Consider the following 25,137-nt stretch of genomic DNA (forward strand, 5'->3'; position numbering starts at 1 on the left):
TTCGATTTTCACAGGTGTATCCGGTTCCGCACTGGAAGATCCTTTCGGATTTACTGTGATGTCCACAGGCGTGCAGGGTCTATCTTGAAATAGAAATTGTAGTAACCACTTATATACTTAAGCGTGAAGTTCACGCCGGATCGAGCCGTCGCTAGGCTTCTTGGTGAGGAGGTTGCCATGGCAATCACTTTGATGAAAGGAAGAAGAACGCAGGACTGGGCAAATTTGCTCCTGGCCGCATGTTTATTTATCTCCCCGTGGATATTCGGCTTCACAGCTGAGATGATGCCGAGTTGGAATGCGTGGATCGTTGCCGCCTTGCTGAGTGTCTTGGCGACAGCGGCACTTTCGGTATTTGCCGAATGGGAGGAATGGGCCAATCTGGTGCTCGGTCTATGGTTGATTGCGTCTCCCTGGCTGCTTAGTTTTGCTGCCAATACAAGCGCGATGTGGACAAACATCATTATCGGCGGTCTCGTTGCCGCCGCATGCTTGTGGAGAATATGGGATGTTCATCATCCCCATGCCCACGCCTAGGTGTGGACACGAGCTGGATATGACTACAGCCGCCGCGTGAAGCGGCGGCGCGAGGTGACCGTTCGAAGCTTGGCCGTCAACCAACGGCGTGGGCATCGTAAACTTACACGCCGCGGGGCATAGCCGGCCGCGCTTCGCTTACGCCGTTCATGCTCCCAACCGACGATGCTTCACCATGCCGTATTGAAGGATTGGAAACCGCCGATTTTCGGCCTGCCCTTCTTACCCGGAAGCGATCACTCCGCGGCCCGCTCCTTAATCCTCCTAGCTCAAATAGCGCTCGGTCAATCGCGCCCACATGGCAGCGCCAGTCGTCAGGCTCTCGTCGGCAAAGTCATACTTGGCGCTGTGCAGGATCGCTGAGTTGAGGCCATTGCCGAGACGCAGGAAGGCGCCCGGCTTGTGTTCAAGGAAATGCGAGAAGTCCTCGCTGCCGGGAATGAGGGCGCACGTCGTTACTCTATCGGCGCCGACGAGCTCTTCAGCAACCTTCCATGCAAATTCGGTTTCCGCCTCGGAATTGACGACGACGGGATGGCCGTGGACATAGTCGATCTCCGCCGCTGCGCCGAAGCCTTCGGCGACCGACGCCGTGAGCGTCCTGATCCGTGCTTCCAGAAGCTCCCTCACCTTCGGGTCGAAGGATCTGATGGTCATCAGCAGCTTGGCGTTCTCCGGAATGACGTTCGATGCCTCACCGCTATGGATGGCACCGACGGTGACGACGGCAGTCTGCGTCGGGTCGACGCTGCGCGATACTACGGTCTGAAGCGTGACGACGAGGTGGCAGGCGACGACGACAGGGTCGATCGTCAGATGCGGACGCGAAGCGTGGCCGCCCTTTCCGGTAATGGTGATCTCTGCCGTGTCCGCTGCCGCCATGAGCGGGCCGGTGCGCATCAGGAACGTCCCTTCAGCTGCGCCCGGATGGTTATGCAGCCCGTAGATGACATCGAAGGGGAAACGCTCGAACAGGCCGTCGGCGATCATCGCCGGTGCGCCGCTGACGGCGCCGGCCTCTTCGGCAGGCTGGAAGATCAACGTCACCGTGCCATTGAAGCGGCGGGTTCGGGCCAGATATTCGGCGGCACCCAGAAGAATGGTCGTATGGCCGTCATGGCCGCAGGCATGCATCTTGCCCGATACCTTGCTGGCATGCTCCAAGCCCGTCTGCTCGATGATCGGTAGGGCATCCATGTCGGCGCGGATGGCGATGCTCTTTTTGCCGCTGCCCACAGTCATGCGGGCGACGACACCGTGACCGCCGACATTGCGGGTCACCTCGTAACCCCAGGCCTCCAGCTTGTCGGCAACGAAACGCGCGGTTTCGGCTTCTTCGAAGGAAAGCTCGGGATTGGCGTGAAGGTGGCGGCGGATCGCCGTCAACTCGGCTTTCATCGGTTCGAAATCTGAGATGCTGGCGTAGTCGTTCTTGAGGGTCATGGCTGTTCCGGTCTTGCATGGAGCCGCCGCCGCGGCGCGCGGCGGGCGGCGGGCGGCTGAGAGGGAAGAGAGACCGCGCTAGATGAAGCGCGACAGGAAGCTTCTGGTACGCGGATGCTGCGGATTGCCGATCACATCCTCCGGCTTGCCTTGCTCGACGATCTTGCCACCATCCATGAAGACGACACGATCTGCCGCCTCGCGGGCAAAGCCGATCTCGTGGGTGACGACGATCATCGTCAGGCCTTGGCTGGCGAGATCGCGCATGGTCGACAGCACCTCGCCGACGAGTTCCGGGTCGAGCGCGGAGGTCGGCTCATCGAACAGCATCAGCTTCGGCTTGATCGCCAGTGCCCTGGCAATCGCCACCCGCTGCTGTTGCCCGCCGGAGAGTTGCCGAGGGTAGTTGTGAGCCTTGGCCGACAGGCCAACGCGATCCAGCAGCGCCAGTGCGTTTTCGGTCGCCTGGCTGCGGCTTTCGCCATGGATGCCGATCGGCGCCTCGATGACATTCTGCAGCGCCGTCATATGCGGATAGAGATTGAACTGCTGGAACACCATGCCGATCTTGCGCCGCTGCAGCGCGATCGCATGGCTGGACAGTTTGACGAGCCGGCCCTTGTTCAGCCGATAGCCGATCTGCTCGTCATCCACCTCGATCGAGCCACGATTGATCGATTCCAGATGGTTGATGCAGCGCAGGAAGGTCGACTTGCCAGAGCCGGAGGGGCCGAGGATGACGACGACTTCGCCCGGCACGACATCGAGGTCGATGCCTTTCAGCACTTCGAGATTTTCGAAGGACTTGTGGACGTTGCGCGCCTGTACCAGCGGCGGCGTGTTGGCGACACTGTTCACGAGGACGCTCATTGACCTGCCTCCTGTGCCGGCACCAGCGCCGGCGCGCTGTCGGTTGCGACCTTCGTCCCACCGGAGCGACGGTCGGCGCGGCTATAATAGCGCTCGATGTAGCTCTGGCCGATGTTGAGCACCGAGGTGATCAGCAGATACCAGATGACGGCCACCAGCAGCATCGGGATGACTTCGAAGGTGCGGTTGTAGATCGACTGCACGGAGTAGAGCAGGTCGGCCATGGCGATGACGCTGACGAGCGAGGTCGCCTTGATCATGCTGATGAGCTGGTTGCCGGTCGGCGGCACAATGGAGCGCATGGCCTGCGGAATGATGATGCGGCGCAGCGCCCGGATCCGCGTCATGCCGAAGGCTTCGGCCGTTTCGAACTGGCCTCTGTCGACCGAAAGCAGGCCGCCGCGGATGATCTCAGCCATATAGGCGGCTTCGTTCAGCGCGAGACCGGCAATCGCTGCCGTCATCGGGCTGATGACCGAATTGGTGTCCCAGCTGACAAAGGTCGGGCCGAAGGGGATGCCGATCGACAACGCCGGGAAGAGTGTGGAGAGATTGTACCAGAAGATCAGCTGCACGAGCAGCGGCGTGCCGCGGAAGAACCAGATGAACAGCGAGGCGAGCGAGCTTGCCAGCCTATCCTTCGACATGCGGGCAATCGCCAAGAGCAGGCCGAAGGCGATACCGAGCGCCATGGCGATGACGGTCAGGCCGAGCGAGACATAGAGACCGCTGATGACGACAGGATCGAAGAAATACTGGGCAACGACATGCCAGCCGAAGTTTTCATTGTGGGCGATCGACCAGCCACAATAGGCTGCGATCAATAATGTGACGATCCAGGCTGTCACGCGGCCCTTCGGGAACGGTGTGTGGGCATTCGCCACATCCCGTTCCGCCGCATCGCCGGATGGCGATGCGATATCTACGGAATTCGTACTCATTTCGGCAAGGTCCCGCCAAGATTGATGCCCGGTTCCTTGATCATGTTGTTCTCAAGGCCCCATTTCTTCATGATGGCGGCATAGGTGCCATTGTCCATCAGAACCTTGATGACATCCTTCAGAATGGGACCGAGCGGCGAGCCCTTCGGCACGACCGCGCCCTGATAGAGATCTTCAAAGCCGTTCTTCTGGCCGACGCCGGTCAGTTCAAGCTGTCCGTTTGCCTGCGAGACGAAATAGGTGAGCGGCGCCTGCGAGGAGAAGAAGGCGTCGGAACGCTTGGAGCGGACGGCCAGGATCGAGCTCGGCTGATCGGTGAAGGACTGGACCTCGATCGCAGCCTTGCCATCGGTCTTGCATTTCTCGGCCTGGACCTGGATCACCTTTTCGGCCGAGCCGCCGGCCATGACGGCGATGCGCTGGCCGCAAGCGCTGTCGAGCGAGGTGATGGCCTTCGGGTTGCCCTTCTGGACGGCGAAGACGACGAATTCCTGTACCCAGTCGACGAAGTCATTGGCTTCCTCACGGCTCTTGAAATCGCCGATCGGGCCGAAGGCGAATTGGTAGCGGCCGGAATTGATGCCGGCGAGAATGGCCGGCAGGCCGCTGACGCTTTCATGCTCGATCTTCACGCCAAGCACCTCGCCGATCGCATCGGTCAGATCGGCGCTGGCGCCAGTCAATTTCGTGCCGGTGACGATTTCATAGGGAGGGAAGGAACCGTTGTTGACCGAGATCATCTTGCCTGCGGTGCGGATCGCGTCCGGCAGTTTGGCCTGTAGATCGGTGTTGACCGAGAGTTTCGGCAGGCTCGCATCCTCAGCGAAGGCAGCACCCGACATCATCAGGCTTGCGAGGGCGAGGTAGGTTATCTTTTTCAGCGACATATTCATTCCCCTTTTTGCTTTGCGTCTTTGAATTTTAGTCGGTGATCAGGCTGAATTCGTGGGACTGCCATCGACGTCGAACGGAAAGAGTTCTTCCGGCGTCATCAGCCGCGGCAGGATGCCCTGCACATGCAATTCCCCGGCGAAATCGGCGATCATCTTGCGGTTGGCGGCAAAGCCGCTCGCATCCCAGCCTTCCGGCAGTTCTGCCGCCGATTTCAAGAGTTCGTCGAGCATGAAGGGCGTGGTGTCGGCATATTTGCGCCGCTTGCTCAGCCAGACGCGCTGCGATTCATCGATCAGGGCGCTCAACTCGGCCATGATCCAAGGATGCTCGGCGACAAACTCCGCCTTGAACCCGATCAGGTGCATACCCGGTACATAGCCCACCTCGGCAAAATAGCGATGTTCGGCAGCGCGGAAATCCGGCAGGAGCTGGCGAAAGCCGGAATGACCGGCGAAATAGCCATCCGGCATGAAGGGTGTGAAGATCGCGTCGAGCAGGCCTTCCTTGAGCAGCTCCACCATCGGCCTTTCGCCCGGTGCTGCCTCGATGCGGCCGGGGCGGCCAAACCCGTCGAGGCGATCGGTGATCGGGTGCGCTTCGGTCAGGCGGCCGGCATACCACATGGCGTCCTCGACGCCCACGCCTTCGCGCCGGAGTGCTGCCCGCGTCCAGGTATTGCCGGAGTCGCGCCAGCCAGTGACGCCGATACGCTTGCCCCTCAGCTGAGCAAAACTCGTGATCGGGCTGTCCTTGGCGGTGATGACGCAGCGGTGGCGGAAACCACGCATGATGAAGTTCGGTATGCCGACCACGCTTTCGTCACCGTCGATGCGCAGCTGCGTGTAGCGGCTGAACGAGGTTTCGGCTGCGTCATAGGCGTCGCTCTTGCCCACATGCGAGACCAGCGTGCCGATCCGGTCCACCTTGATATCGAGTTTGGGGGAGGAGACGTCACCCAGGACCAACGGCGTCATATAGTCCCAGTCACGGAGGGCAAGGCGGAGAGTAAGGGGCATGAAGTTCACTCGCGGGAAAATTTGTTTTCTCAACGACTAAATGTTCAATATAAGTCGATCAAATGTTATTACGTTATTGAACATTAAAATGGTGCGAAAATGAGCGAAGATCGGGACGCGAAATGGTTTGCCGAAAAATTGAGCGACCGAACCATCCGTGGTATCGCGCTGGAGACGAGTGCGCTCATTCGCGCCGGCGCGCTGCCGGTCGGCACCAAATTGCCGCCCATCCGGGATCTCGCTTTTGTTCTTGGCATAAGTCCGGCGACCCTGTCCGAAGCCTGGAGCGAGCTCAGGCGCCAGAAGATCATCAGCGGACGCGGCAGGAACGGCACATGGGTCAGCGGCGATCGCTTCGTCGCCAAGCCGGCGCGGCTCGCAAGTGTCGGCGATTATGGCACTGACGCCCTGAACCTGACGGCCGCCGTTCCGGACGTGCGACTGCTGCCGAAGCTGGAGGCGGCGATGGCCTACGGAGCTTCGGCTGAAAATCTCAACAGCTACGAGCGCAGCCGTATCCTGCCGGAGCTCGAAGACGAGGTCAGAAAGACGTGGCCTTACGAGCCCGAGGCGTTTCTGGCGACCAATGGCGGCTATAATGCCGTCTACACCTTGATCAACGCCCTGGTCATGCCAGGCGCCGCCGTTGCGATCGAAGACCCCACAGGCATGCGCCTTCTGGATATTCTCGAGGATCGAGGTGCACGCATCATTCCGGTGAAATGCGACCGGGAGGGACCGCTGCCATCGTCACTGGAAGAGGCACTGAGGTACCGACCCGTCGCCTTCATCTTTCAACCACGCATCCATTCCGTCACCGGCCAGAGCGTGAGTTCCGCGCGTATGGCACGCATAGCCGAGATTCTTCGCGACAAGGACACATTGATCGTGGAGGACGATGGCGTTGCCGATATCTCGACGGCGCCGCGCCATTCGATGGGACATCTTTTTCCCGATCGCGTCATCCATATTCTGTCTTACTCGAAGACGCACGGGCCGGATCTGCGACTGGCGGTGCTGTCGAGCTCGCGGGCGATCGTCGAGCAGATCCAGTCCTATCGCAGCTTCAGTGCCGGATGGACGAGCCGTATCCTCCAGTCCGCCGCGGCGTGGCTTCTTCGGGATCCGGTGACCGATGCAACGCTGCGGCGAGCGCGGCAAATCTACAGCGAGCGCCGCTCCAATCTCATCCGGTCGCTTAACGAGCGCGGCGTGGAAGCCGCTCATGGCAACGGTTTATGTGCCTGGGTCCCGGTTTCGTCGGAAACATTTGCACTGGTCACGCTGGCAGCTCGCGGTATCGCTGTTCATCCCGGGACCAAATTTTCGGTTCTGCCCAGCAGCCATCTGCGCGTTGCCACGTCCAATCTGACGGATCGCTGCGAAGAGGTGGCTGCCGCGATCGCACTCGCCGCCGTGCACTGACACGGCCTGTTACGGCTCAGCGATCGGGGCTCGGAGACCTGCAAAAACAATATTGGATTCGAGGTCGCGGGAAGTTGTAGACTGCTGACCTGGATGCGCGCGGAGTCACGGCTGAATGCCCGTTTTCAATTTCAAGGTACATGGAGAAAAGGGGGAGTTCCTTTTTCTGGTGCATGGCTGGTGCTGCGATCATACATTCTGGCGTTTTCAAACAGCGCGGCTGGCCAGCCGATTCCGGGTCGTGACACTCGACCTTGAAGGCCATGGCCTTTCGGCAGGCACATCGGAATTCAGCATCGACAGGTTTGCCGAAAACATCGTCGCCGTGGCGGACGCGCTCGATGTAAGCAAGCTTGCCCTGATGGGCCATTCCATGGGCGGCCCCGTCGCCATAGAGGCTGGCTTGCGTCTCGCCGAGCGTTGCAAATTCATCCTCGGCGTCGATACGTTCACCGACGCGGCCTTTTACCAGCGCCGCCCCGCCGATGAGGTCGCATTGAGAGTTGAAAAATTCGCGGCGAATTTCGAAGCCACAATGGCGAAAATGGTGCGCAACATCACCGCACCCCAAACGGAGCCCACCGTCATCGCCGATATTATCCGGGTTATGACACGATGCGACAGAAACGTCGCGCTGACGGCTTTGAGATCCTTGCTGGAATGGGACATGGAAGCGCGCTGGCCGCTTCTGGATATTCCGGCCGCCACCATCAACTCCGCCATGCTCCGCGGTGGCGCCGAACTCGATCTGGCCAATCTCGATCTGCGCTTCATGCATGATGTAGGCCATTTTCCGATGCTTGAGAGCCCGGATGCCTTCAATTCAATCGCAATGACCATTCTCGAAGAACATGGTGCCGGCTGACGGCGCCTTTTCAGCCCTCCTGAACAAGGGCCGCCGGCAGGGCCGCGATAAAGTCCGCCAGGTCATCGCCCAGGAGACTGACATGCTCGCTGGCGGTTTTGAACGCCGTTTCGGCGTCGGCATGCTCGATGGCGTCGAGGATGCGCTCATGTTCGCCGATCGTCGCCGCCATGCGACCCGGCTGATAGGTGACGTAACGTCGATAGGCGGCCACACGGCGCCGCAGCGCCCGGGTCTGACCCGCAAGGAAATGCGTATGCGCCGCATCGTAGAGCAGTTCGTGGAACTCGGAATTGATGGCGTAGAAATTGTCCGGATTACCCGCTGAAAGGGCGTCAATGAGCCTCGCATGAATTTCGCGCAGCGCCGCTTTTTCGGAGACGGTCGCCCGGCGCGCCGCCAGCTTGGCGCATAGCCCCTCGAGTACCGCCATCATCTGGAACATTTCCAGGAGGATCGGGATCGAAATGATCGCGACCGTGATGCCCTGCCGTCCGCGTATGTCGACAAGGCCGGCCGCGCTCAATGCTCTCAGCGCCTCCCGGACCGGCGTCCGAGAGACCTTGAAACGGGCTGCAAGCTCGACTTCGTCAAGGCGTTCGCCGGGCTTGAGCGTACCGCTGACGATCATCTCCTCCAGACGATTGCGCAATTCGTCGGAAAGCGTTCCCCCGCCCGCGCGTACATCGCCGTCGTCGGACACCAATAGAACCGATCCGGTCTCTTGCCCCGTCATGCCATTTTTCCCGTCTTTAGAACAAGATCTCTTACCGCCACGGATGCACATCCGCAGCAGGTCCCGTCGATTCTACTTCGCATAGATAGGCGGATCATATCAATCGCGATAGGAGGGATCGAGCCGATCGAGCAACCGGATGAATGCAGGCCACTCGCGGGAACCCGGAGCAAGAATGTCGCCATGGTGATCATGGAATTGCCTCGCCGCCTTTTCGCTGACCTCGGTCTTCGGAAGGGCGAGGCGCGATCCGGCACTTGCAGCGCTCTGCGCCATCAGTTGCACGCGAGCCGCCTTTTCAAAATAATACATGAGGATAAAGGCCTCAGGGATGGTTCTCCCGACAGTCAGAACACCATGATTGCGCAGCACCAGCACATTATGCGGGCCGATATCGTCGATCAGCCGCTGGCGCTCGTCGGTGTCGATGGCAACGCCTTCATAGTCGTGCAGGCCCATATGCCCCATATAACGCATCGCGAACTGGCTGACGGGCAACAGGCCATCTTCCAGCGCCGAAATGGCGGTCGCGGCCTCCGAATGGGTATGAAGCACGCAGATTGCATCCTCGCGACCGGAATGAATTGCGCTGTGAATGACAAAGCCGGCCCGGTTCACCGGATGATCGCTCTTGCCGATCTTGTTTCCGTCCAGATCGATCTTGACGAAGCTCGAGGCATTGATTTCGGAAAACAGCAATCCGTAGGGGTTGATCAGGAAATGATGCTCCGGGCCTGGCAGCCGAACCGAGATATGGTTGTAGATGAGATCGTCCATGCCGAAATGGGCAACGAGACGATAGCATGCGGCCAATTGGACGCGAAGCTCTGCTTCGGACAGCGGCGCTATTGCAACCTCGAGCGGTCTGGAAGTCGATGCCATGTTCATTTCCACCATATTAGCTTGCGGTCGATTGCGACGAGGAGCCCGTAAAGGATCAGGCTGCCGAGCGACGCGGCGAAGACGGCGGCCCACACCGCGACATAATCGATCTGGGCCGTTGATTGATAGATAAGCTGCCCGATGCCGGTATAAGCACCGAGCATTTCCGTGACGATCACGGCGATCGTGCTGCGGGCAAGCCCGATGCGCAAGCCGGTGACCAATTGCGGCATCGCCGCCGGCAGCCGCAATCGCCAGAGGATGCCGAACGGCCCTGCCCCGAAACTGCGCAACAGATCGATAGCCGCCGTCTCGGGCCGCTTCAGGCCGGCGAGCACGTTGAGAAGGACCGCGAAACTGACCGCAAGCGCGGCCATTGCGACCTTCGAGGCCATGCCCAGGCCGAACCAGATCAATGCCAGCGGTACAAAAGCGACCGCCGGCACGGAATTGATCGCGATGACCAGCGGCAGCAGGCTGAGTTCGAGCGGTGGAAGCAGGATCATCACCATCGCCAGCCCAAACCCGATTGCCGCGCCGATGGCGAAGCCGAGCAATGCCTCGAGGAGGGTTACGAACAGCGCGTCGCCAATAAGATGCGCCTTGCCGATACCACCCGTGAGGATATCGAGCGGCCGGGGCAGGATGTAGGCCGGCAGATCAAGAAGCGAAGCGCCGAACTGCCAGGCGAGAAGCAGCCCTACGAGCGCGATGAAGACCGGAGCGAAGCCATTGAACTTGGTCATTCGGGGCGCCACCAGATGAATTTCCGTTCCAGCAATGCAAGCGCGCCATAGAGCGCCGTACCGAGCACACCGCTGGCGATGATCAGCACCCACATGCGCGGCACCTGCTCGAAATAGAGCGATTGCAGCAGCATGACACCGAGGCCGACGGTATCCCCGAACCATTCCCCGACAATGGCACCCGCAAGACCGAGGGATACGCCGAGCTTGAGCCCGACCATGATGGTCGGCAGTGCCGTCGGCAAGGCCAGCTTGAGGAATTGCTGCGTCTTCGTCGCTCCGAAGCTGCGCATGAGGGCGGTCCGCTGCGGGTCCACGGATTGCAGGCCGCGCAGCGTGTTGACGGCCACGGGAAAGAAGGAGAGGTAAAGCGCGATCGCGATCTTGGACAGGATCGTGTTGCCGAACCAGATCACGACAATCGCCCCGAATGCGATGACCGGAACCGTTTGCAGCGCAACGAAAATGGGGAAGAAGGCGCGCTCGGCAATCCGCACATAGGCAAAGACAATGCCGAAGATGATGCCCAGCGCAGCACCAAGCATGAAACCGATCAAGGTCTCCAACAATGTGCGCGCGAAACCTGCCGCCAGGTCAGGCCAGATCGAAACACCATCGGCAAGTACATCCGGCAACGCCGGGAGGTAGCGCGGCTCGATCCGGAACATCGGCACGACGACCAGCCAGATGCCCATCGTTATCAAGACAGCAGTCAGCGGAGAACTCGCGACGACCCGAAGCTTCATGGCGCCACCGCCGCCGCGAAGCTTTTCATGCTTTCCTCCTCGACGACCGCCAACAGCCTCCTCTTGATCTCCATGAATTCCGGATCGGTGAGGATGGAGGCATCGCGCGGGCGCGGCAAATCGACCTTCACCTCGCAACGGACCGTGCCGGGGCGGGCCGTCATGACCACAACCTTGTCGCCAAGGAAAATCGCTTCGTCGATATCATGCGTAATGAACAGAACCGTGCGCCGGTGGCGGGCCCATATCTCGAGCAGCCAGCGCTGCATCATGCTGCGCGTCAGGGCATCGAGCGCCCCGAACGGCTCGTCGAGCAGAATCAGGTCGCGCTCGAACAGGAATGTGCGCATCAGGGCTACGCGCTGGCGCATGCCGCCGGATAGCTGATGCGGATAATGCTTTTCAAAGCCCTGCAATCCGAAATCGGGGAACAGCGCTTCGGCCTTCTGTCGCGCGGCCTTGCGTGGCATGCCCTCGACCTCCAGTGCGATCGTGGCATTGTCGAGCACGGTGCGCCAGGGAAACAGCAGGTCGCGTTGCGGCATGAAAGAAATCTTGCCGAGCAACGCGCCGTCCATCTGCGGCCGGCCGGCCAGCAGGATCGATCCATCCGGATCCGGCGGCAAAAGGCCCGCAATCATATTGAAGAGCGTGGACTTGCCGCAACCGGACGGGCCGATCAGCGTGACGAACTCGCCCGGCGCGATGGAAAGATCGACATTGCGAACGGCAACGGTTTGCCGTTCGCCCTCCCCGAACCGTTTCCAGACGTTGACGAGCTGCAGTTGCGCGGGACGATGGGTGGCTTCCGGCTGGCTTTGCATCATCGATTGATCCATCGTCCCCATTTCCATTCCGTGCGCGTTCAGAGCTTTTTGTCCGCCGCCGGGACCTTGTCCCAGAAGGACGTATTAAAGGCGGACTTCAGGTCCACCTTGGCCTTGAGCGCCTTATATTCGAGGAGACTGTCCTGCACGGCACCGATGGAGGCAAGATCGATGGCGCCGAGACCTTCGGTCTTGCCAAGCTTGGCTGTCATCACGCGCTCGATTTCGTCCAGCATCAGTTCCTGATGCTTGCGCTCGAGACCCGAACCGGCGGCAAGCACGATATCGACGGCTTCGGCCTTGTGCTCGAAGGAATATTTCCAGCCCTTCAACGTCGCAGCCAGGAACGCCTGCACCAGCTCCGGCTTTTCCTTGATCATCTTTTCCGACGTGACAATGGCGTCCTGCTGCGTCGTCACACCGGAATCGTCGGGGAGAAACAGGCGGATGTCATTGATACCCTGCTCTTTCAGTGTGTTGAGCTCGTTATAGAGCGTCACCGTCGCCACATCATACTGATGGTCGATAAACGGCTGCATCGAGAAGGGCTGGGAGACGATCTGCACATCATCCTTGGCAATCCCCTCATGCGCAAGCACCGAGAAAAGCGTGAACTGCGGGCCGGTGAACCAGGTGGCGACCTTCTTGCCCTTGAAGTCCTTGACCGATTTGATGCCGGTGCCATTGTAGGTGACGTAGGCAAACGGCGTCATCTGCTGCGACATGCCGATGCAGACGAGCGGCAATCCGTTTTCGCGCGCATAGAGCATGCCCTCCGTCCCGCTGGCGATGCCAAACGTATCGGCGCCGGAGGCGACGAGGGACTCGACATTGATGTTCGGACCGCCGGGGTTGATCGTCGCCTCGATGCCGGCCTCCTTGTAGAAGCCCTTGGCTTTGGCGACATAGATGCCGGCAAACTGCGCCTGGGCGACCCATTTGAGGCGGATCGACACCGCTTCGGCCGCCGCGGCCTGTGTCATGGAAATCACCCCGGCAAGGACGGCAACCGCCGCCGCAAGCAAGCCACTTCTTAAAGATGCCTTCATGATCGCTCTCCGTTTCAGTATGCAGAAATGTAAAAGCAATATACATGCCAACTCAAAATCATCGATTCCATATCGATATCGGATCAAGAATCTGGAAAATTTCTGTATCGCAACGACGATTCAGCCTTAAATTTGCACATATCTGCCTAATACTTTTGCGTTGATTATTTTAAAAGCTCATTTATGTATAATGGAAATGGTGCATGCCTGCGGAGATCGGCAAGATGACGGAAGACAGATTGTGGGCCGAAAGTTTTACCGCCCTGTCAGATCGTATCCGCAGCGGCGCATTGTCGCCGGTGACGCTCGCCGAACTGATGCTCGAGCGTATCGCAGCCCATGACGGCGCGCTTCATTCCTATGTTGCGGTCGCACGCGAAACGGCGATGACGATGGCCGAAAAGGCTGATGCGGAAATCAAGGCCGGGGGCTGGCGCGGTCCCCTGCACGGCATCCCCATGGCCGTGAAGGATGTCTTCTACACGACCGACATCAAGACGGGTCTCGGCAGTTCGATCTATAGCGACTGGCAGCCGCCTCATGAATCGACCGCGACAGCCAGGCTGCGGGCTGCCGGCGCCGTGATGCTCGGTAAGCTGACGGCGACCGAAGGTGTCTATGCCGATCACCACCCCACGATCGCGCCGCCCATCAATCCCTTCGGCGCCGCGCACTGGACGGGAACGTCCTCAAGCGGATCCGGCGTTGCGGTGACGGCCGGGCTTGCTTACGCAACGCTCGGCACGGACACCGGCGGGTCGATCCGCCTGCCCTCGTCCTGCTGCGGGCTCGTCGGCATCAAGCCGACCTGGGGCCGGGTGAGCCGCCATGGCGTCTTTCCTCTGGCGGAATCGCTCGATCATGTCGGCCCGATGGCACGCACGGTAAAGGACGCCGCCGCCATCCTGACGGTCATCGCGGGACAGGACCCCGCCGATCCCACGTCTGCACCGGTCGCGGCACCAGACTACCTCGCCAGCATCGATGACGGAGTGGCCGGCATCACGATCGGCGTCGACTGGGGCTTTTTGCGCCGGATTGCGACGGAAGAAGTCCTCCATTCGATCGAGGCTGTCGCAACGACCATGGGCGCGCTCGGCGCCCGCATCGTCGACGTCACCTTTCCCGACTCCGAAGCCATTCTGCGCGGCTGGGCGGTGCAGTGCGCGGTCGAGGCAGCTCTTGCCCACCGCGAGACATATCCGGCACGCAGAGAGGACTATGGCGAGCGACTGGCAGCTCTTCTGGAGCGCGGCAACAGTTTCAGTGGCTTGGCGATGGCGGAAGCCCTGACTGACCGCCGCATATTCAACGGACGGATCGCCGCCATGTTCACCGGAATTGACATGCTGCTCGTGCCCGGCCTGCCAATTGCCGGTCCGACGCTCGATTATATGGCGTCACTGGGCGAGGATCCGGAAGCGATCCTCGCCATCGGCCCCTTCACTGCCCCCTTCGATGTCTGCGGCTATCCGACCATCACGGTTCCCTGCGGCGCCAGCTCGGCGGGCATCCCGATTGCCTTCCAGTTTGTCGGCAAACCATTCGATGAAGCCCTGCTCTGTCGCTCGGCACAGGCTTATCAGGGCGTGACCGAATGGCATTTGCGGCGCCCGACACTCTGAGGCGCGAAGGAGGACAAGAGCATGACCGACAACCTGGATGCCGCGCAGAAGATCGATATGGCCATGATGCCGGTTCAGCTTCCCGCCGACACAGCGGCACCGGTTGCCGCCCGGGCGCGGTTTTTCAATTCCGGCAATGCCTTCAACGTCAAACTGCCCGCGGTACCAGCATCCACCTTTCGCCAGGAAGCCGCACTCGCCCTCGCGGCAACGACGACCAGACTATTTGCTTGCGACCAGTCCGCGGCGATCGAAGCGCCCTTCGCCGCCACGACACCCCTGATGCTCGCACGCTACGCGGCGATCGCGCCAGGGGAAACGCTTTGCGCGGATTTCGCCGCCAGCGGCGTCATCTGGTACGTCATCCGCGGTTCTGGCACGACCAAAACCGGGGCGGAGCTTTTCGATTGGGCGGCCGGCGACGTGTTCCTGACAGCGGGCGGACCGGATACATCGCTTGCCGCAGGTCCGGACGGCGCCGTCTTGTGGCTGGTCAGCAACGAACCGCAACTGGCTTTCGAAAAGCTGATCCCCCCCGATGCGACAACGACCACCATCGAAGCCGTACATTATCCCGCAGCCGAAATCGCACAGCAATTGCAACGCGTCGTCGATGCCGGGCAGAACGAAACGACCTCCGGCATCGCGCTGATCTTCTCGTCCAGAAGGCAGGAAGCCAGCCGCAATATCATGCCGTCGCTGACACTATCGCTGAACACGGTCCCGGCCGGCGAGCATCAGCGCCTGCATCGGCACAATTCCGCCGCCATCACTCTCATCCTCAAGGGCGAGCACGCCTATTCGATGGTCGGCGGGCTGCGCTGCGACTGGTCACCCTTTGCAACGCTGGTCACGCCGGCGACCGAGCCGCATTCGCATCACAACGACGGCAATGAGCGCGCAATGTTCCTGATCGTGCAGGACGGCGGCCTTCATTACCATGCCCGGACGATGGGCTTCTCCTTCCTCGAAGCAACGGGCAACGGCGCATGACGACACGACAGATGCATCTCGGGCTGTTCATTCTGGGAACGGGCAGCCATGTCGCTGGCTGGCGCTATCCGGGCGCCTTCGACAGCTTTCAGGACATGAAAGCCATTCAGGCCATTGCGGCCTCGGCGGAGCGCGGCAAGTTCGATCTGATCTTCATGGGCGACAATCTCTATGCCGATCCTGGCGCCCATCCGTCCTACACCGCCAGGCTGGAACCGCTGACCATGCTGGCCGCTCTTGCGATGACGACAAGCCATATCGGCCTCGGCGCAACCGCCTCCACCACCTATAGCGACCCGTTCAGCACCGCACGGGCATTTGCCTCGCTCGACCATATCAGCGGTGGCAGGGCGGCGTGGAATGCGGTCACCACCGCCAATGCCGTCTCCGGGGCAAATTTCGGCCGCGAACATCCCGATCACAGCCAACGCTACGCCATTGCCGGCGAATTCATCGACGTCGTCAAAGGTCTCTGGGACTGCTGGGACGACGGTGCAATCGTCGCCGACCGCTCAAGCGGCGTCTACATAGATCCCGCCAAGGTCCGGTCGCTGGATCACGCCGGCGCGTTCTTCTCCGTCAAAGGACCATTGAACATCGGCCGTTCGCCACAGGGCCAACCGGTCGTTCTGCAGGCGGGCGGCTCCGCTCCCGGCCAGCAGCTTGCGGCCCGCACGGCGGATGTCGTCTTCTCCGTGGTGCAGGACCTGTCCGAGGCGCAAAGGCAATATTCGGACTTCAAGGCGCTTTTGCCGGCATTCGGTCGCAGGTCGGACGAGGTAACATTGCTCCCGGGCGTCATGCCGGTCGTTGGCCGCACCAACCGAGAAGCCTTCGACAAATTGAAAACGCTGCAGGGCTTCATTTCGTCGACCAATGCCATGGCGCTGCTTTCAGACCGATTTGGCGTCGACATGAGCCAATATGATCTCGATGGCGCCGTTCCGGACATTCCGCTTCCCGACAGCTACCATTCGTTTGCAAGCGTCATGCTGTCGAAGGCCCGCCGGGACAATATGACCTTGCGCGATATCTATAATCTGATGGCCGCGGCCCGTGGTCATTGGGTCCTGTGCGGATCGGCCGAACATATAGCCGATACGCTGCAGCAATGGTTCGAGAGCCGCGCCGCCGACGGCTTCAACATCATGCCCCCTTATTTCCCCGAGGGCCTCGACGATTTCGTCGATCTGGTCGTCCCGATCCTGCAGGAGCGCGGTCTGTTTCGAACGGATTATACCGGCTCGACATTGCGGGACCATCTCGGCCTCGAACGAGCCGCCAGGCGCTAGACGATGTCAGTCAGGCCACGGGCACCCACAAACGCCGCGGCGATCGCGGCCCTCTCACAAGAATTTCACAGGAGCCCAAAATGGATTTGCGGTTAAACGGGAAGACCGTTCTGATTACCGGCGCGTCGCAGGGGATAGGCGCTGGCCTCGCCAGGGCATTCGCCGAGGAAGGGTGTGCGGTTCGGTTGACGGCCCGCAATATCGGCAATCTGGAAGCCGTCAAGGCTGGCATCCTGGACGCCAATCCCAACGCGACCGTCGATCTTTTCCCCGAGGATTTGACCGTCCCCGGCGCCGCTGAGCGTCTGGTCACGGCCGTTGGCGATGTCGATATCCTTGTCAACAACGCCGGCGTCATCCCGTCCGGCTCGCTGTTCGATATCGACGAAGCGAGATGGCGCGAAGGCTGGGAGCTGAAGATCTACGGCTATATCAATCTCTGCCGGCTCTATTATCCCCGCATGAAGGCTGCCGGCGGCGGCGTCATCATCAACAACATCGGCAATGGCGGCGAGATCGCGGATCCGCGCTATATCGCCGGCGCGATGGGCAATGCGAGCCTCATGGCCTTCACCCGGGCGCTCGGCGGATCGAGCCTCGACGACAATATCCGCGTGGTCGGCGTCAATCCCGGCCCGGTCGATACGGACCGAATCTACAATATGCTGAAGAAGCGGGCCAGGGATGTGCTGGGCGACGAAACCCGCTTTGAAGAACTGGCCCTCACCTATCCATTGGGCCGGCCTGCTCATATTCATGAAGTCACGGATCTGATCGTATTCCTCGCCTCCTTCCGCTCCGGCTACACGACGGGCACGATCATGACGGTGGATGGCGGGATCGCATCCCGCCGCTCGATCGTCTGAGGTTGCCGCGATGGTTGAGCGACATCCGAAGCGCCTGGGTATGCTGGCGCCCTCCTCCAACACGATTCTGGAGCCGGAAACGGCAAAGCTCCTGCCAGCCGACGGTTCCGTGACCTCGCATGTCTCCCGCCTGCGGGTGGTCCAGATCTCCGAGGACAGCTCCTCGCTGCAACAGTTCGAACTCGAGCCAGTCCTCGCCGCAGCGGAACTTTTGGCCGACGCCGCTGTCGATCTCATTTTGTGGAATGGAACCGCGGCGAGTTGGCTTGGCTTCGACCGCGACCAACAATGGGTTGCGGCGATCGAGGCGCGAACCGGCATCCGCGCGACGACGGCGATCATTGCAATCAACGAGGCCCTGCGAGAAATTGGCGCGCGGCGGATCGGGCTGGTGACGCCTTATGTCGAAGCACTCGAGAGGCGCATCATCGCCAACTACTCGGGTATCGGCATTGAGGTGGCCGCCGCCGTGCGCAGCGACCTTACCGAAAATACGGCCTATGCGGCGATCACGCCGGAGGAGATCGCCGAGATGGTGCGGAAGGTGGCACGCCAGCCTGTCGACGCAATCCTCATTCTCTGCACAAACCTGGCCGGCTCATCGATCGCACCGCAACTGTCCCAGGAGCTCGGAATTCCTGTCCTGGATTCCGTGCGCGTGGCAATCGAATACAGCTTGGACCTGCTGAGAGGCAAATCTTAGAAGGCCGCGGAATTTTACGCATGAGTCCCCCGAACCCATCACGGGGAGATTTGGGACGTAGAAGTCTACGGCCGCAATCTCCATGCGAAGCTTATGTTGGGAATTGAGCCGCACCGACCTTGCCGAACCGGTCCCGCCGGTACCGTTGCGTAACGGCCTGCCCCGCGTAGAGATAGAGGAGCATCAGATGAAGCCTACGAACGCGATCGATGCAGACACGCGCCATCTTATCGATGGAGCTCAGTTTAAGATGGCCATGCGGCACCTTGCGGGCGCCGTCAGCGTTATCACCGTCGGCAGCTGGGAGGAGCGATCAGGATTCACCGCAACTTCGGTATCATCGCTTTCGGCGGATGTTCCTTCGGTGATCGTCTGCGTCAACCGAACTTCATCATCGTGGCCAATACTCGAACGGCGTCAGCGTTTCTGCGTCAACGTGCTTGCCCAAGATCAACAGCACATCGCGCAATCCTTCGCCGGACAGAATGGACGCCAAGGCGTGGCACGCTACGCCGACGCTGACTGGCACGAACTATCAACCGGCACGCCGGCGCTGAAAGATGCGCTAACGGTATTGGACTGCGTCTTGGAACGAGCAGTTCATCATCATTCCCATGCAATTCTCATCGGTCATGTCTGCGCCATGACCGTGAGGTCGGGCGCTCGGCCACTTCTTTACTGGCAGGGTGGATATCAACATCTGAAATCTACGGAGGCATGATGGCACGCCTCGCTGCGGATGGGGCCATCGGCTCCGTCAATCTGGATCGTGCGTTGACCTCTCGCTGCTGTCTCCCCGCTCCCTGTTCGGGCTAGCCTTCATGTTCAGGTGCCGGGAATGGGTTCCCAGGTCTCGCCGCCGGCTCGGGAGAACTGTGGAATATGGGCAAGACTATGGATGAGGCCGCAGTCTGCTCCGAGTGTCTCCTGCCATTCGCGGGCTTCGGTCAGGATGACGCCGATGCCGACGACGTCGGCTCCCGCCTTGCGTACCAGTTCGAGCGAACCCTTGAGGCTGGATCCGGAGGCGACCACGTCGTCCACGACCACAACGCGCTTTCCCTCAAGCAGCGGCAAGGCCGCGCGGTCGAGCAGCAAACGCTGCTCACCCTTCGAGGTGATCGAAGATATGCGCTGCTCCATTGCGTTCGCCAGATGGATTTTGGGCGATTTCTGCAAAATGACGTAATGGTCGAGACCAAGCGCGCGGGAGACCTCGATGGCGACGGGAATACCGAGCGTGGCAGCCCCGACGACGATGTCGGGCTTCAGCGGCGCAAGTTTGGCGGCAAGCTCCCGGCCGACATGATCTCCGAACTTCACACCGAGGTCGATGATCATCATCAAGGAGATGGCGAAATCCGGTTTGATTGCCACGATCGGCAAATCGACGGAGTAACCGGAAACGTCGACTTTCCAGCTCTGCTGTGTTCTGGGATCCGCGGCTTCAGGGTTCACGGCTTTTGTCCTTCATGCTGAGGCGCGGTTCGACCATGACGCCGACATTGCGCCAGGTCGTCCGCTTGTGTTTCAAGTCATATCCATAAAGGGTGAATGAAAAAGAGAGGGCATGCGCCATGCGGATCGCCTGGACGAGCAGCGGAATGCCGCGTGCAAGCGCGAAGCGCAATTTCGTGGGGAACGCAACGTCGTCGATCTCCATGCCGCGCGAACGCTGCGCGTCGGCGATGCGTTCGAAATCCTCGCGCAGCATGGGAATGATCCCGAAGGTCAGCGACAAGACAAGTGTGGCGATCGGCGGGAGCCTAGCGGCACTCGCAGCGGCCAGGATAGAACCCGGCGAACTCGTTTCCATGACGAAATAGAAGGCGGCCGTGGTCGTCACCAGTCGGGCGGCCATCGCGGCGGCGATCGGGAGTGCCTGCGATGTCGTCATGCCCTGGAGCCAGAGATTGATTATCCAGCTCGCCATGACCATACCGGTGAGCAGCAGCGCCCCCTTCAAGTAACCGCGCATGCCCGGCACGCCCGTCGCCCACAGCAGGACGACGCAGATCGTGGCGAGCGCCACACCCGCGAGCCAGTCGGGAGTAAACCACGCGGCCGCCATGATGATGAAGGCAAGGCCGAGCTTCATGAAGAAATTGATCTCGTAAAGCCGCCTCATGCCATGCTCCAAGCCGTGGTGTCGTAAGGTGCTTGCCAGCCGAGCGCGCGGAAGGCGCTGCTTTTCCAGCCGTCCTCAGGATTTCCATCGAAGGCGATGGCGCCATCGTCGAGAACCATCAGGCGCGTCGCCAGATCGTCGACGAGTTCCATATCATGCGAGATCAGCATGACGGCCCGGCCCGAGGCCTGCATGGACGAAATGAAACGCTCCAGCATGTGGCGTCCCTTGATGTCTCTCCCCAGAAGCGGTTCATCGATAATGGCAACAGGGGCGCCGGCCGCGTCAGCACAGGCAAGTCCCAAAAGTGCCTGCTGGCGAACGGACAGGGCAAACGGATTGGCTTCCGCGAGTGCCGAAAGTCCGTAATGCTCCAACGCAGCATTGGCGCGCGCGATGACAGCGGGATCGTCGGAGGTTGCGCTTGTGCTTGTCACGGCGAAAATCACTTCGCCAAGCACGCTCATGTTGAAGAGGATATGCCGCATGTTCTGCGGTATGTAGGCGATCTTGCGGGCGCGGGCGGCGACGGTCCATCCGGAGGCCTCCACGCCGTCGAGGAGAACCGATCCGGCCGCCGTCTTCGCAAGGCCGAGAACGGATTTGAACAACGTCGTCTTGCCAGCGCCGTTGCGCCCGATCAGCGCGACCACCTCGCCTTCGCGGATATCGAAATTCACGCCCTTCAAAACCGGCTGTCCCTGCGAACGGGAAAGCCGTGTCGTCAGGCCCGAAACGGTAAGCAGGGGACGGTTGACCGCAACGGTTCGCCGCGATGGGCGGCTGCGCATGGGTGGCAGCACACCAGCTTCGATCCAGGCATCGTTTTTCGACAGAGCAGCCTTTACCGGCATCGCCGGCGAAAGGCTGCCATTGCGCAGGAGAGCAATGCTGTCGATGACGGCAAGCAGCGCGGAGGGGTCCTGTTCCGACAGCAGTAAGGTGGAAACACTGTCAGACGCCTTCCGCAAGATGCTGGAAAGCCGCAGACGGGCAGCGGGATCGAGACCGGTCGTCGGCTCATCCATGACGAGGATGGACGGATTGGAAGCGATTGCCGCCGCAACGGCCACCATGCGCCGCTCGCCGCCTGAAAGGGTCAAGACCCGCCGGCCACAAAGCGCTTCGAGTTGAAATTCCGCTATCAGCTCGGCAAGCCGCCCGCGGATCACATTTCGCGCGACGCCACGGTTTTCGAGCGGAAAGGCAATGATGTCCTCGACGCAGATATCCCAGAGCTGGTCCTCGATATTCTGCGACACGAAGCCGATCGTGTCGAAAAGTTCACGCTTCGTGAGCGAGGAAACGGGTCGTCCCTCAAGTTCCACGTCGCCGGAAAATTCCGCAACCGGAATAAGGCGCGGGATCAAACCTGCGGCCGCGGAGAGCAGCGTCGTCTTGCCGCTACCAGCTTCGCCGCAGATCAGAAGCCGCTGGCCCGCCTCAACTATGGCGTTGGTTTTGGTGAGCACAGGCGCGTCACCAAAACCAAGCGTCAAATCGATCATCCTTAGCACTTGGTGATCCAGCCTCGTTCTAAAAACGCTTGAAGCCCGCCGGATGGGCGCTTTTCAGGATCTTCAGAGCAGGAAGGACCAGAAGCGGCGTGCCGACCACCATCGGGACGATGTCCGACAGGCCGATATAGCCGAAACCCCACCAGAACGGGAAAATGCCAAGATAGGCGAGGCTTGCGGAGACAGCCGCCACCATGACGAGGCCGACAACCAGGCAGACCACGGCTATCTTGAGCAGGGCCGGGCGATCGAAGGTCATCTTGGCCGGGTCGAACAGCAGTCCCGGTATGAGACCGGTCAAGCCGACCATGATGCCGTCAACGAAGAGCGAATGGGCCGGAATGAAGGTGCCGGCGAGGAGCGACCAGACGATCGTGCCGAGATAACCGCAGATAAACCCGCTGCGCCAGCCGAGCAGGATTCCGACGAGCGAAGGCAGGAAGGCGAAGATGCGCCACTGAATAACACCGGGCACAAGTTGGATCGGGTTGGCATAGGCCCACAATACACCCGTCGCGGCAGCGGCCACGATCGAGAGCACGATGGGAAAGAGTGTATTTCCGTCACTTTGTGACATGGTCGTTGGTTGCATGATTTTGGTTCCCCTAAAAGCAATCCGGAAGTCTTCGGAAGGCCGAACGAAACGGCTCTCCGCGACGGTTCAAGAGCAGAAACGTCCCCTTGTGGAATCTCCCTCAAATCGTTTGTCCCAGACGTCGCGGAACAGCTCGTCCGGCTTCATGCTTGTTTTGTGGTCTCCCCTCAGGCGGCCGATGTCTTGCGTCCGGCCTGCCGGGAACGGGTGAGAAAAATTCGCTGGTCCGTCCAGGCATCCTTCTCTGTGGAAGGATCGGGTATCGGAACGCCGTCAACAATATCGAACTGGGGAATGTGGCCGAGGCTGACGATGAGCTCCGCATCCTCGCCGAGAGCTTTGCGCCAGGCATGGCCCTCGGTCAGAATGGCCCCGGCGCCGACCGTTTCCCCGCCGGCGCGACGTACCAGCCGTATCGCCGCAGCCATGCTTGAACCGGTGGCGACGACGTCGTCGACAACGAGAACACGCCTGCCCTGCAACAGCCCGATCGAACGCCGGTCGAGAAGCAGGCGCTGCGATGCGTTGGCCGTAATGGACCGCACCTCTTCAACCATGGCGTCGGCGAGGTGGAATTTTGGCGATTTCTGCAGGATGACATATTGATCGATCCCCAGGCGCCGCGAGACCTCGATGGCGAGCGGAATCCCGAGCGTCGCGCTGCCGACGACGATATCCGGCTTTAGCTCGGCAAAACGTTCGGCCAAGGCATCACCGACGACATCGCCGAAGCGAACGCCCATTTCGATGACCATCAGCAAGGCAATCGCACGCCGGTCGCTCAGCTGAATGATCGGCAGGCTGAAGGTTTCTCCAGCAATCTCCGCTTCATGCGACTGCGATGTCTCGAAGTACATTGAAGTGATCCATTTCTCCCAGAGGAGGCGTTCAAGCGGTCTTCCCGCTCTATAGACAACGGGCAAGGGCGATTTTACAAACATCAATATTCGTCCGGAGCGTTTCCTTTTTTTCAACACCGATGTCGCCAATATGAGCAGGCTTCTGTTTTCCCGTTTTGCGCTTTACCTTGATGAGATCGCTCGGCTGGGATCCATCCGGAAAGCGGCGGAAAAGCTCAATGTCTCGGCTTCGGCCATAGACAAGCAGCTGGTCCGTGCCGAAGAGGAACTCGGGGTTCCCCTCTTCGAGCGTCTGCCGCGGGGCATGCGGCTGACCTCGGCTGGCGAAATCCTCATTCACGGCGTCCGAGAATGGCAGAAGGACCTGTCGCGGATCAGGTTCGAGATCGAGGAGCTCAAGGGACTTCGTCGCGGCGAGGTAAAGATCGCGGTCCCCCAGGAGACGGTCGCCGATTTTCTGCCGCTTGCGTTGGCTCGCTTCATGCAGGAGCATCCGCGCATTCGCAACAAGGTCACGGTCGTCGATTCAGATCGCGTTCGGCAAATGGTGATCGACGGCATAGCCGACTTCGGATTGACATTCAGCCCGCAACCGTTGCCGGGCGTCATCGCAACACGGTCGACGCGCTTTCACTTGAGGGCAGTGCTCGCCGCAGACGGCAAGCTGCCGGCACCCGACAGCATATCCCTGGACGAGTTTTTTCGCAGCCCAACCATCATTCCGGATGCCAGCGTCCATCTTCGCGATACGATCGACATCGCAGCCGCCAAGATCGGCGCGCGGCTCCAGCCGGTGCTAACAACGAACAGCCTGGAGCTCATGCGCTCGATGGTGCGCGAAGGCTCAGGCTACGGCCTGATCGCCGTCTTCTCCGGCGCTCCGATAAAACGCGACGACGGCCTGATCTATCCGCGCTTGAGCGATCGCGGCATTCCGCCTCTCACACTTTCCCTGATCGTCGATCCGCAACGGAGCCTATCCATGACCTCCATTGTTGTCCGGCGCCACTTCGAGGCCTATTTCGACCAGCTGGAGGCCCAAGCAAGCGCGACCCAGGACTTGCAAGTGATCGCCCCTGCGGCTCCGCCGGCCGGGAGTGCGTCGTGATCGCCGCCAACCGCTTGAAAGACTAACCCATCACGACGATCAGGCGATTGACCGTCAAATCTGCGCCGCTTCGAAACGGATCGGCTGTGCGCCCTCCCAGAGCGTCTTGCGCCCGACCTCGTATAGTTTATCGAGCCCGGACGTGATCGTGATGAAGTGGTTGCCGGCAAGCTGTCCGACCTTCGAGGAAAAAGCCACCCCGCCATAGGCGATGAGGATTTCCGTTTCGCTGATGCCACCGGGATAAAGGATAACATGGCCAGGTGCCGGATGGCTGGTATGGTTCTCGTAACTGACGCCGAAATCGAAATCCCCAAGCGGTATCCACACACCCTCGCCCGACCAGCGCACATGCACGATCTTGCCCTCGAATGGCATGCGTTCCAAGAACGCCTTGGAGGTGTGGGGCGCTTTCTCGGTCTCCAGGACGGCATCGAAAACATACGAGCCGAGGGTTATCTTCAATTTCATTG

27 protein-coding genes are annotated in these 25,137 nt (G+C 60.5%); 10 read left to right on the forward strand and 17 right to left on the reverse strand.

The genetic code is table 11. From position 1 onward, the window contains the following. Positions 1–177: 177 nt before the first annotated feature. Complete coding sequence (locus tag FHX11_RS14130; protein ID WP_184358279.1) at positions 178–537, forward strand: SPW repeat protein; 360 nt, start codon at positions 178–180, stop codon at positions 535–537. Positions 538–801: 264 nt separating this feature from the next. On the opposite strand, the gene FHX11_RS14135 is transcribed toward FHX11_RS14130, so the two are convergent. The 5 genes from FHX11_RS14135 to FHX11_RS14155 form a co-directional block, all read right to left on the reverse strand. Continuing rightward, the gene (locus tag FHX11_RS14135) at positions 802–1,980 is read right to left on the reverse strand and encodes a M20 aminoacylase family protein (protein WP_184358280.1); all 1,179 of its coding nucleotides are present in this window, start codon (positions 1,978–1,980) and stop codon (positions 802–804) included. Between the two features lie 78 nt (positions 1,981–2,058). Continuing rightward, positions 2,059–2,850, reverse strand: a complete 792-nt coding sequence (locus FHX11_RS14140) for an amino acid ABC transporter ATP-binding protein (protein WP_246781000.1) — start codon at positions 2,848–2,850, stop codon at positions 2,059–2,061. Further along, entirely contained in the window at positions 2,847–3,791 is a 945-nt protein-coding gene (locus FHX11_RS14145) for an amino acid ABC transporter permease (RefSeq protein ID WP_184358281.1), read from the reverse strand. The genes FHX11_RS14140 and FHX11_RS14145 overlap by 4 nt, the downstream gene beginning before the upstream one ends. Beyond that, a complete protein-coding gene (locus FHX11_RS14150) occupies positions 3,788–4,678 on the reverse strand; it encodes an ABC transporter substrate-binding protein (protein WP_184358282.1) in 891 nt (296 codons plus the stop codon). The genes FHX11_RS14145 and FHX11_RS14150 overlap by 4 nt, the downstream gene beginning before the upstream one ends. A 45-nt stretch (positions 4,679–4,723) precedes the next feature. Further along, entirely contained in the window at positions 4,724–5,701 is a 978-nt protein-coding gene (locus tag FHX11_RS14155) for an ABC transporter substrate-binding protein (protein ID WP_184358283.1), read from the reverse strand. A 99-nt stretch (positions 5,702–5,800) separates the two neighbouring features. On the opposite strand from FHX11_RS14155, the gene FHX11_RS14160 reads away from it, so the two are divergent. After that, positions 5,801–7,126, forward strand: a complete 1,326-nt coding sequence (locus FHX11_RS14160; RefSeq protein ID WP_184358284.1) for an aminotransferase class I/II-fold pyridoxal phosphate-dependent enzyme — start codon at positions 5,801–5,803, stop codon at positions 7,124–7,126. A gap of 115 nt (positions 7,127–7,241) precedes the next feature. Next, positions 7,242–7,991, forward strand: coding sequence for an alpha/beta hydrolase (locus FHX11_RS14165; protein ID WP_184358285.1), 750 nt, complete (start codon positions 7,242–7,244; stop codon positions 7,989–7,991). A 10-nt stretch (positions 7,992–8,001) separates the two neighbouring features. Here FHX11_RS14165 and FHX11_RS14170 read toward each other — a convergent pair whose 3' ends face one another. The 6 genes from FHX11_RS14170 to FHX11_RS14195 all read right to left on the reverse strand — a co-directional run bounded on the left by FHX11_RS14170 (position 8,002) and on the right by FHX11_RS14195 (position 12,977). Then, on the reverse strand, positions 8,002–8,727 hold the full coding sequence (locus tag FHX11_RS14170) for a GntR family transcriptional regulator (protein WP_184358286.1): 726 nt from the start codon (positions 8,725–8,727) through the stop codon (positions 8,002–8,004). 99 nt (positions 8,728–8,826) lie between these two features. Further along, positions 8,827–9,609: a class II aldolase/adducin family protein gene (locus FHX11_RS14175; RefSeq protein ID WP_348649707.1), complete on the reverse strand. Its 783-nt coding sequence runs from the start codon at positions 9,607–9,609 to the stop codon at positions 8,827–8,829. 2 nt (positions 9,610–9,611) lie between these two features. Next, positions 9,612–10,355 carry an ABC transporter permease gene (locus FHX11_RS14180; protein WP_184358287.1) on the reverse strand — a complete coding sequence of 248 codons (744 nt, stop codon included), beginning with the start codon at positions 10,353–10,355 and terminating at the stop codon, positions 9,612–9,614. Next, the gene (locus tag FHX11_RS14185; RefSeq protein WP_184358288.1) at positions 10,352–11,101 is read right to left on the reverse strand and encodes an ABC transporter permease; all 750 of its coding nucleotides are present in this window, start codon (positions 11,099–11,101) and stop codon (positions 10,352–10,354) included. Before FHX11_RS14185 ends, FHX11_RS14180 begins: the two co-directional genes overlap by 4 nt. Further along, entirely contained in the window at positions 11,098–11,928 is an 831-nt protein-coding gene (locus FHX11_RS14190; protein ID WP_246781001.1) for an ABC transporter ATP-binding protein, read from the reverse strand. The genes FHX11_RS14185 and FHX11_RS14190 overlap by 4 nt, the downstream gene beginning before the upstream one ends. A 38-nt stretch (positions 11,929–11,966) precedes the next feature. After that, positions 11,967–12,977, reverse strand: a complete 1,011-nt coding sequence (locus tag FHX11_RS14195) for an ABC transporter substrate-binding protein (RefSeq protein WP_184358290.1) — start codon at positions 12,975–12,977, stop codon at positions 11,967–11,969. Between the two features lie 203 nt (positions 12,978–13,180). On the opposite strand from FHX11_RS14195, the gene FHX11_RS14200 reads away from it, so the two are divergent. The 6 genes from FHX11_RS14200 to FHX11_RS14225 all read left to right on the forward strand — a co-directional run bounded on the left by FHX11_RS14200 (position 13,181) and on the right by FHX11_RS14225 (position 19,177). Continuing rightward, entirely contained in the window at positions 13,181–14,602 is a 1,422-nt protein-coding gene (locus FHX11_RS14200) for an amidase (RefSeq protein WP_210292452.1), read from the forward strand. 21 nt (positions 14,603–14,623) lie between these two features. Beyond that, the gene (locus tag FHX11_RS14205) at positions 14,624–15,595 is read left to right on the forward strand and encodes a cupin domain-containing protein (RefSeq protein WP_184358291.1); all 972 of its coding nucleotides are present in this window, start codon (positions 14,624–14,626) and stop codon (positions 15,593–15,595) included. Next, complete coding sequence (locus FHX11_RS14210; protein ID WP_184358292.1) at positions 15,592–16,887, forward strand: LLM class flavin-dependent oxidoreductase; 1,296 nt, start codon at positions 15,592–15,594, stop codon at positions 16,885–16,887. The genes FHX11_RS14205 and FHX11_RS14210 overlap by 4 nt, the downstream gene beginning before the upstream one ends. Positions 16,888–16,967: 80 nt before the next feature. Continuing rightward, on the forward strand, positions 16,968–17,753 hold the full coding sequence (locus FHX11_RS14215; protein WP_184358293.1) for an SDR family oxidoreductase: 786 nt from the start codon (positions 16,968–16,970) through the stop codon (positions 17,751–17,753). Further along, the gene (locus FHX11_RS14220) at positions 17,719–18,456 is read left to right on the forward strand and encodes an aspartate/glutamate racemase family protein (protein ID WP_184358294.1); all 738 of its coding nucleotides are present in this window, start codon (positions 17,719–17,721) and stop codon (positions 18,454–18,456) included. Before FHX11_RS14215 ends, FHX11_RS14220 begins: the two co-directional genes overlap by 35 nt. A 187-nt stretch (positions 18,457–18,643) precedes the next feature. Continuing rightward, positions 18,644–19,177 (forward strand): flavin reductase family protein, encoded by a 534-nt coding sequence (locus FHX11_RS14225; RefSeq protein WP_184358295.1) that lies wholly within the window; start codon positions 18,644–18,646, stop codon positions 19,175–19,177. 104 nt (positions 19,178–19,281) lie between these two features. Here FHX11_RS14225 and FHX11_RS14230 read toward each other — a convergent pair whose 3' ends face one another. The 5 genes from FHX11_RS14230 to FHX11_RS14250 form a co-directional block, all read right to left on the reverse strand. Continuing rightward, positions 19,282–19,914 (reverse strand): phosphoribosyltransferase family protein, encoded by a 633-nt coding sequence (locus FHX11_RS14230; protein ID WP_184358296.1) that lies wholly within the window; start codon positions 19,912–19,914, stop codon positions 19,282–19,284. Then, a complete protein-coding gene (locus tag FHX11_RS14235; protein ID WP_184358297.1) occupies positions 19,904–20,584 on the reverse strand; it encodes an energy-coupling factor transporter transmembrane component T in 681 nt (226 codons plus the stop codon). Before FHX11_RS14235 ends, FHX11_RS14230 begins: the two co-directional genes overlap by 11 nt. After that, a complete protein-coding gene (locus FHX11_RS14240; RefSeq protein ID WP_210292453.1) occupies positions 20,581–22,092 on the reverse strand; it encodes an ATP-binding cassette domain-containing protein in 1,512 nt (503 codons plus the stop codon). The genes FHX11_RS14235 and FHX11_RS14240 overlap by 4 nt, the downstream gene beginning before the upstream one ends. A 28-nt stretch (positions 22,093–22,120) precedes the next feature. Continuing rightward, positions 22,121–22,693 carry an aminotriazole resistance protein gene (locus FHX11_RS14245; RefSeq protein WP_184358299.1) on the reverse strand — a complete coding sequence of 191 codons (573 nt, stop codon included), beginning with the start codon at positions 22,691–22,693 and terminating at the stop codon, positions 22,121–22,123. 170 nt (positions 22,694–22,863) lie between these two features. After that, positions 22,864–23,685, reverse strand: a complete 822-nt coding sequence (locus tag FHX11_RS14250; RefSeq protein WP_246781002.1) for a phosphoribosyltransferase family protein — start codon at positions 23,683–23,685, stop codon at positions 22,864–22,866. 1 nt (position 23,686) lies between these two features. On the opposite strand from FHX11_RS14250, the gene FHX11_RS14255 reads away from it, so the two are divergent. Next, positions 23,687–24,664 carry a LysR family transcriptional regulator gene (locus FHX11_RS14255; RefSeq protein WP_184358300.1) on the forward strand — a complete coding sequence of 326 codons (978 nt, stop codon included), beginning with the start codon at positions 23,687–23,689 and terminating at the stop codon, positions 24,662–24,664. A 54-nt stretch (positions 24,665–24,718) separates the two neighbouring features. On the opposite strand, the gene FHX11_RS14260 is transcribed toward FHX11_RS14255, so the two are convergent. Further along, positions 24,719–25,135, reverse strand: coding sequence for a DUF3830 family protein (locus FHX11_RS14260; RefSeq protein WP_184358301.1), 417 nt, complete (start codon positions 25,133–25,135; stop codon positions 24,719–24,721). Positions 25,136–25,137 lie beyond the last annotated feature (2 nt).

This window comes from Rhizobium sp. BK602, assembly GCF_014195095.1.
In the GTDB taxonomy this organism is placed as follows: Bacteria; Pseudomonadota; Alphaproteobacteria; order Rhizobiales; family Rhizobiaceae; genus Rhizobium.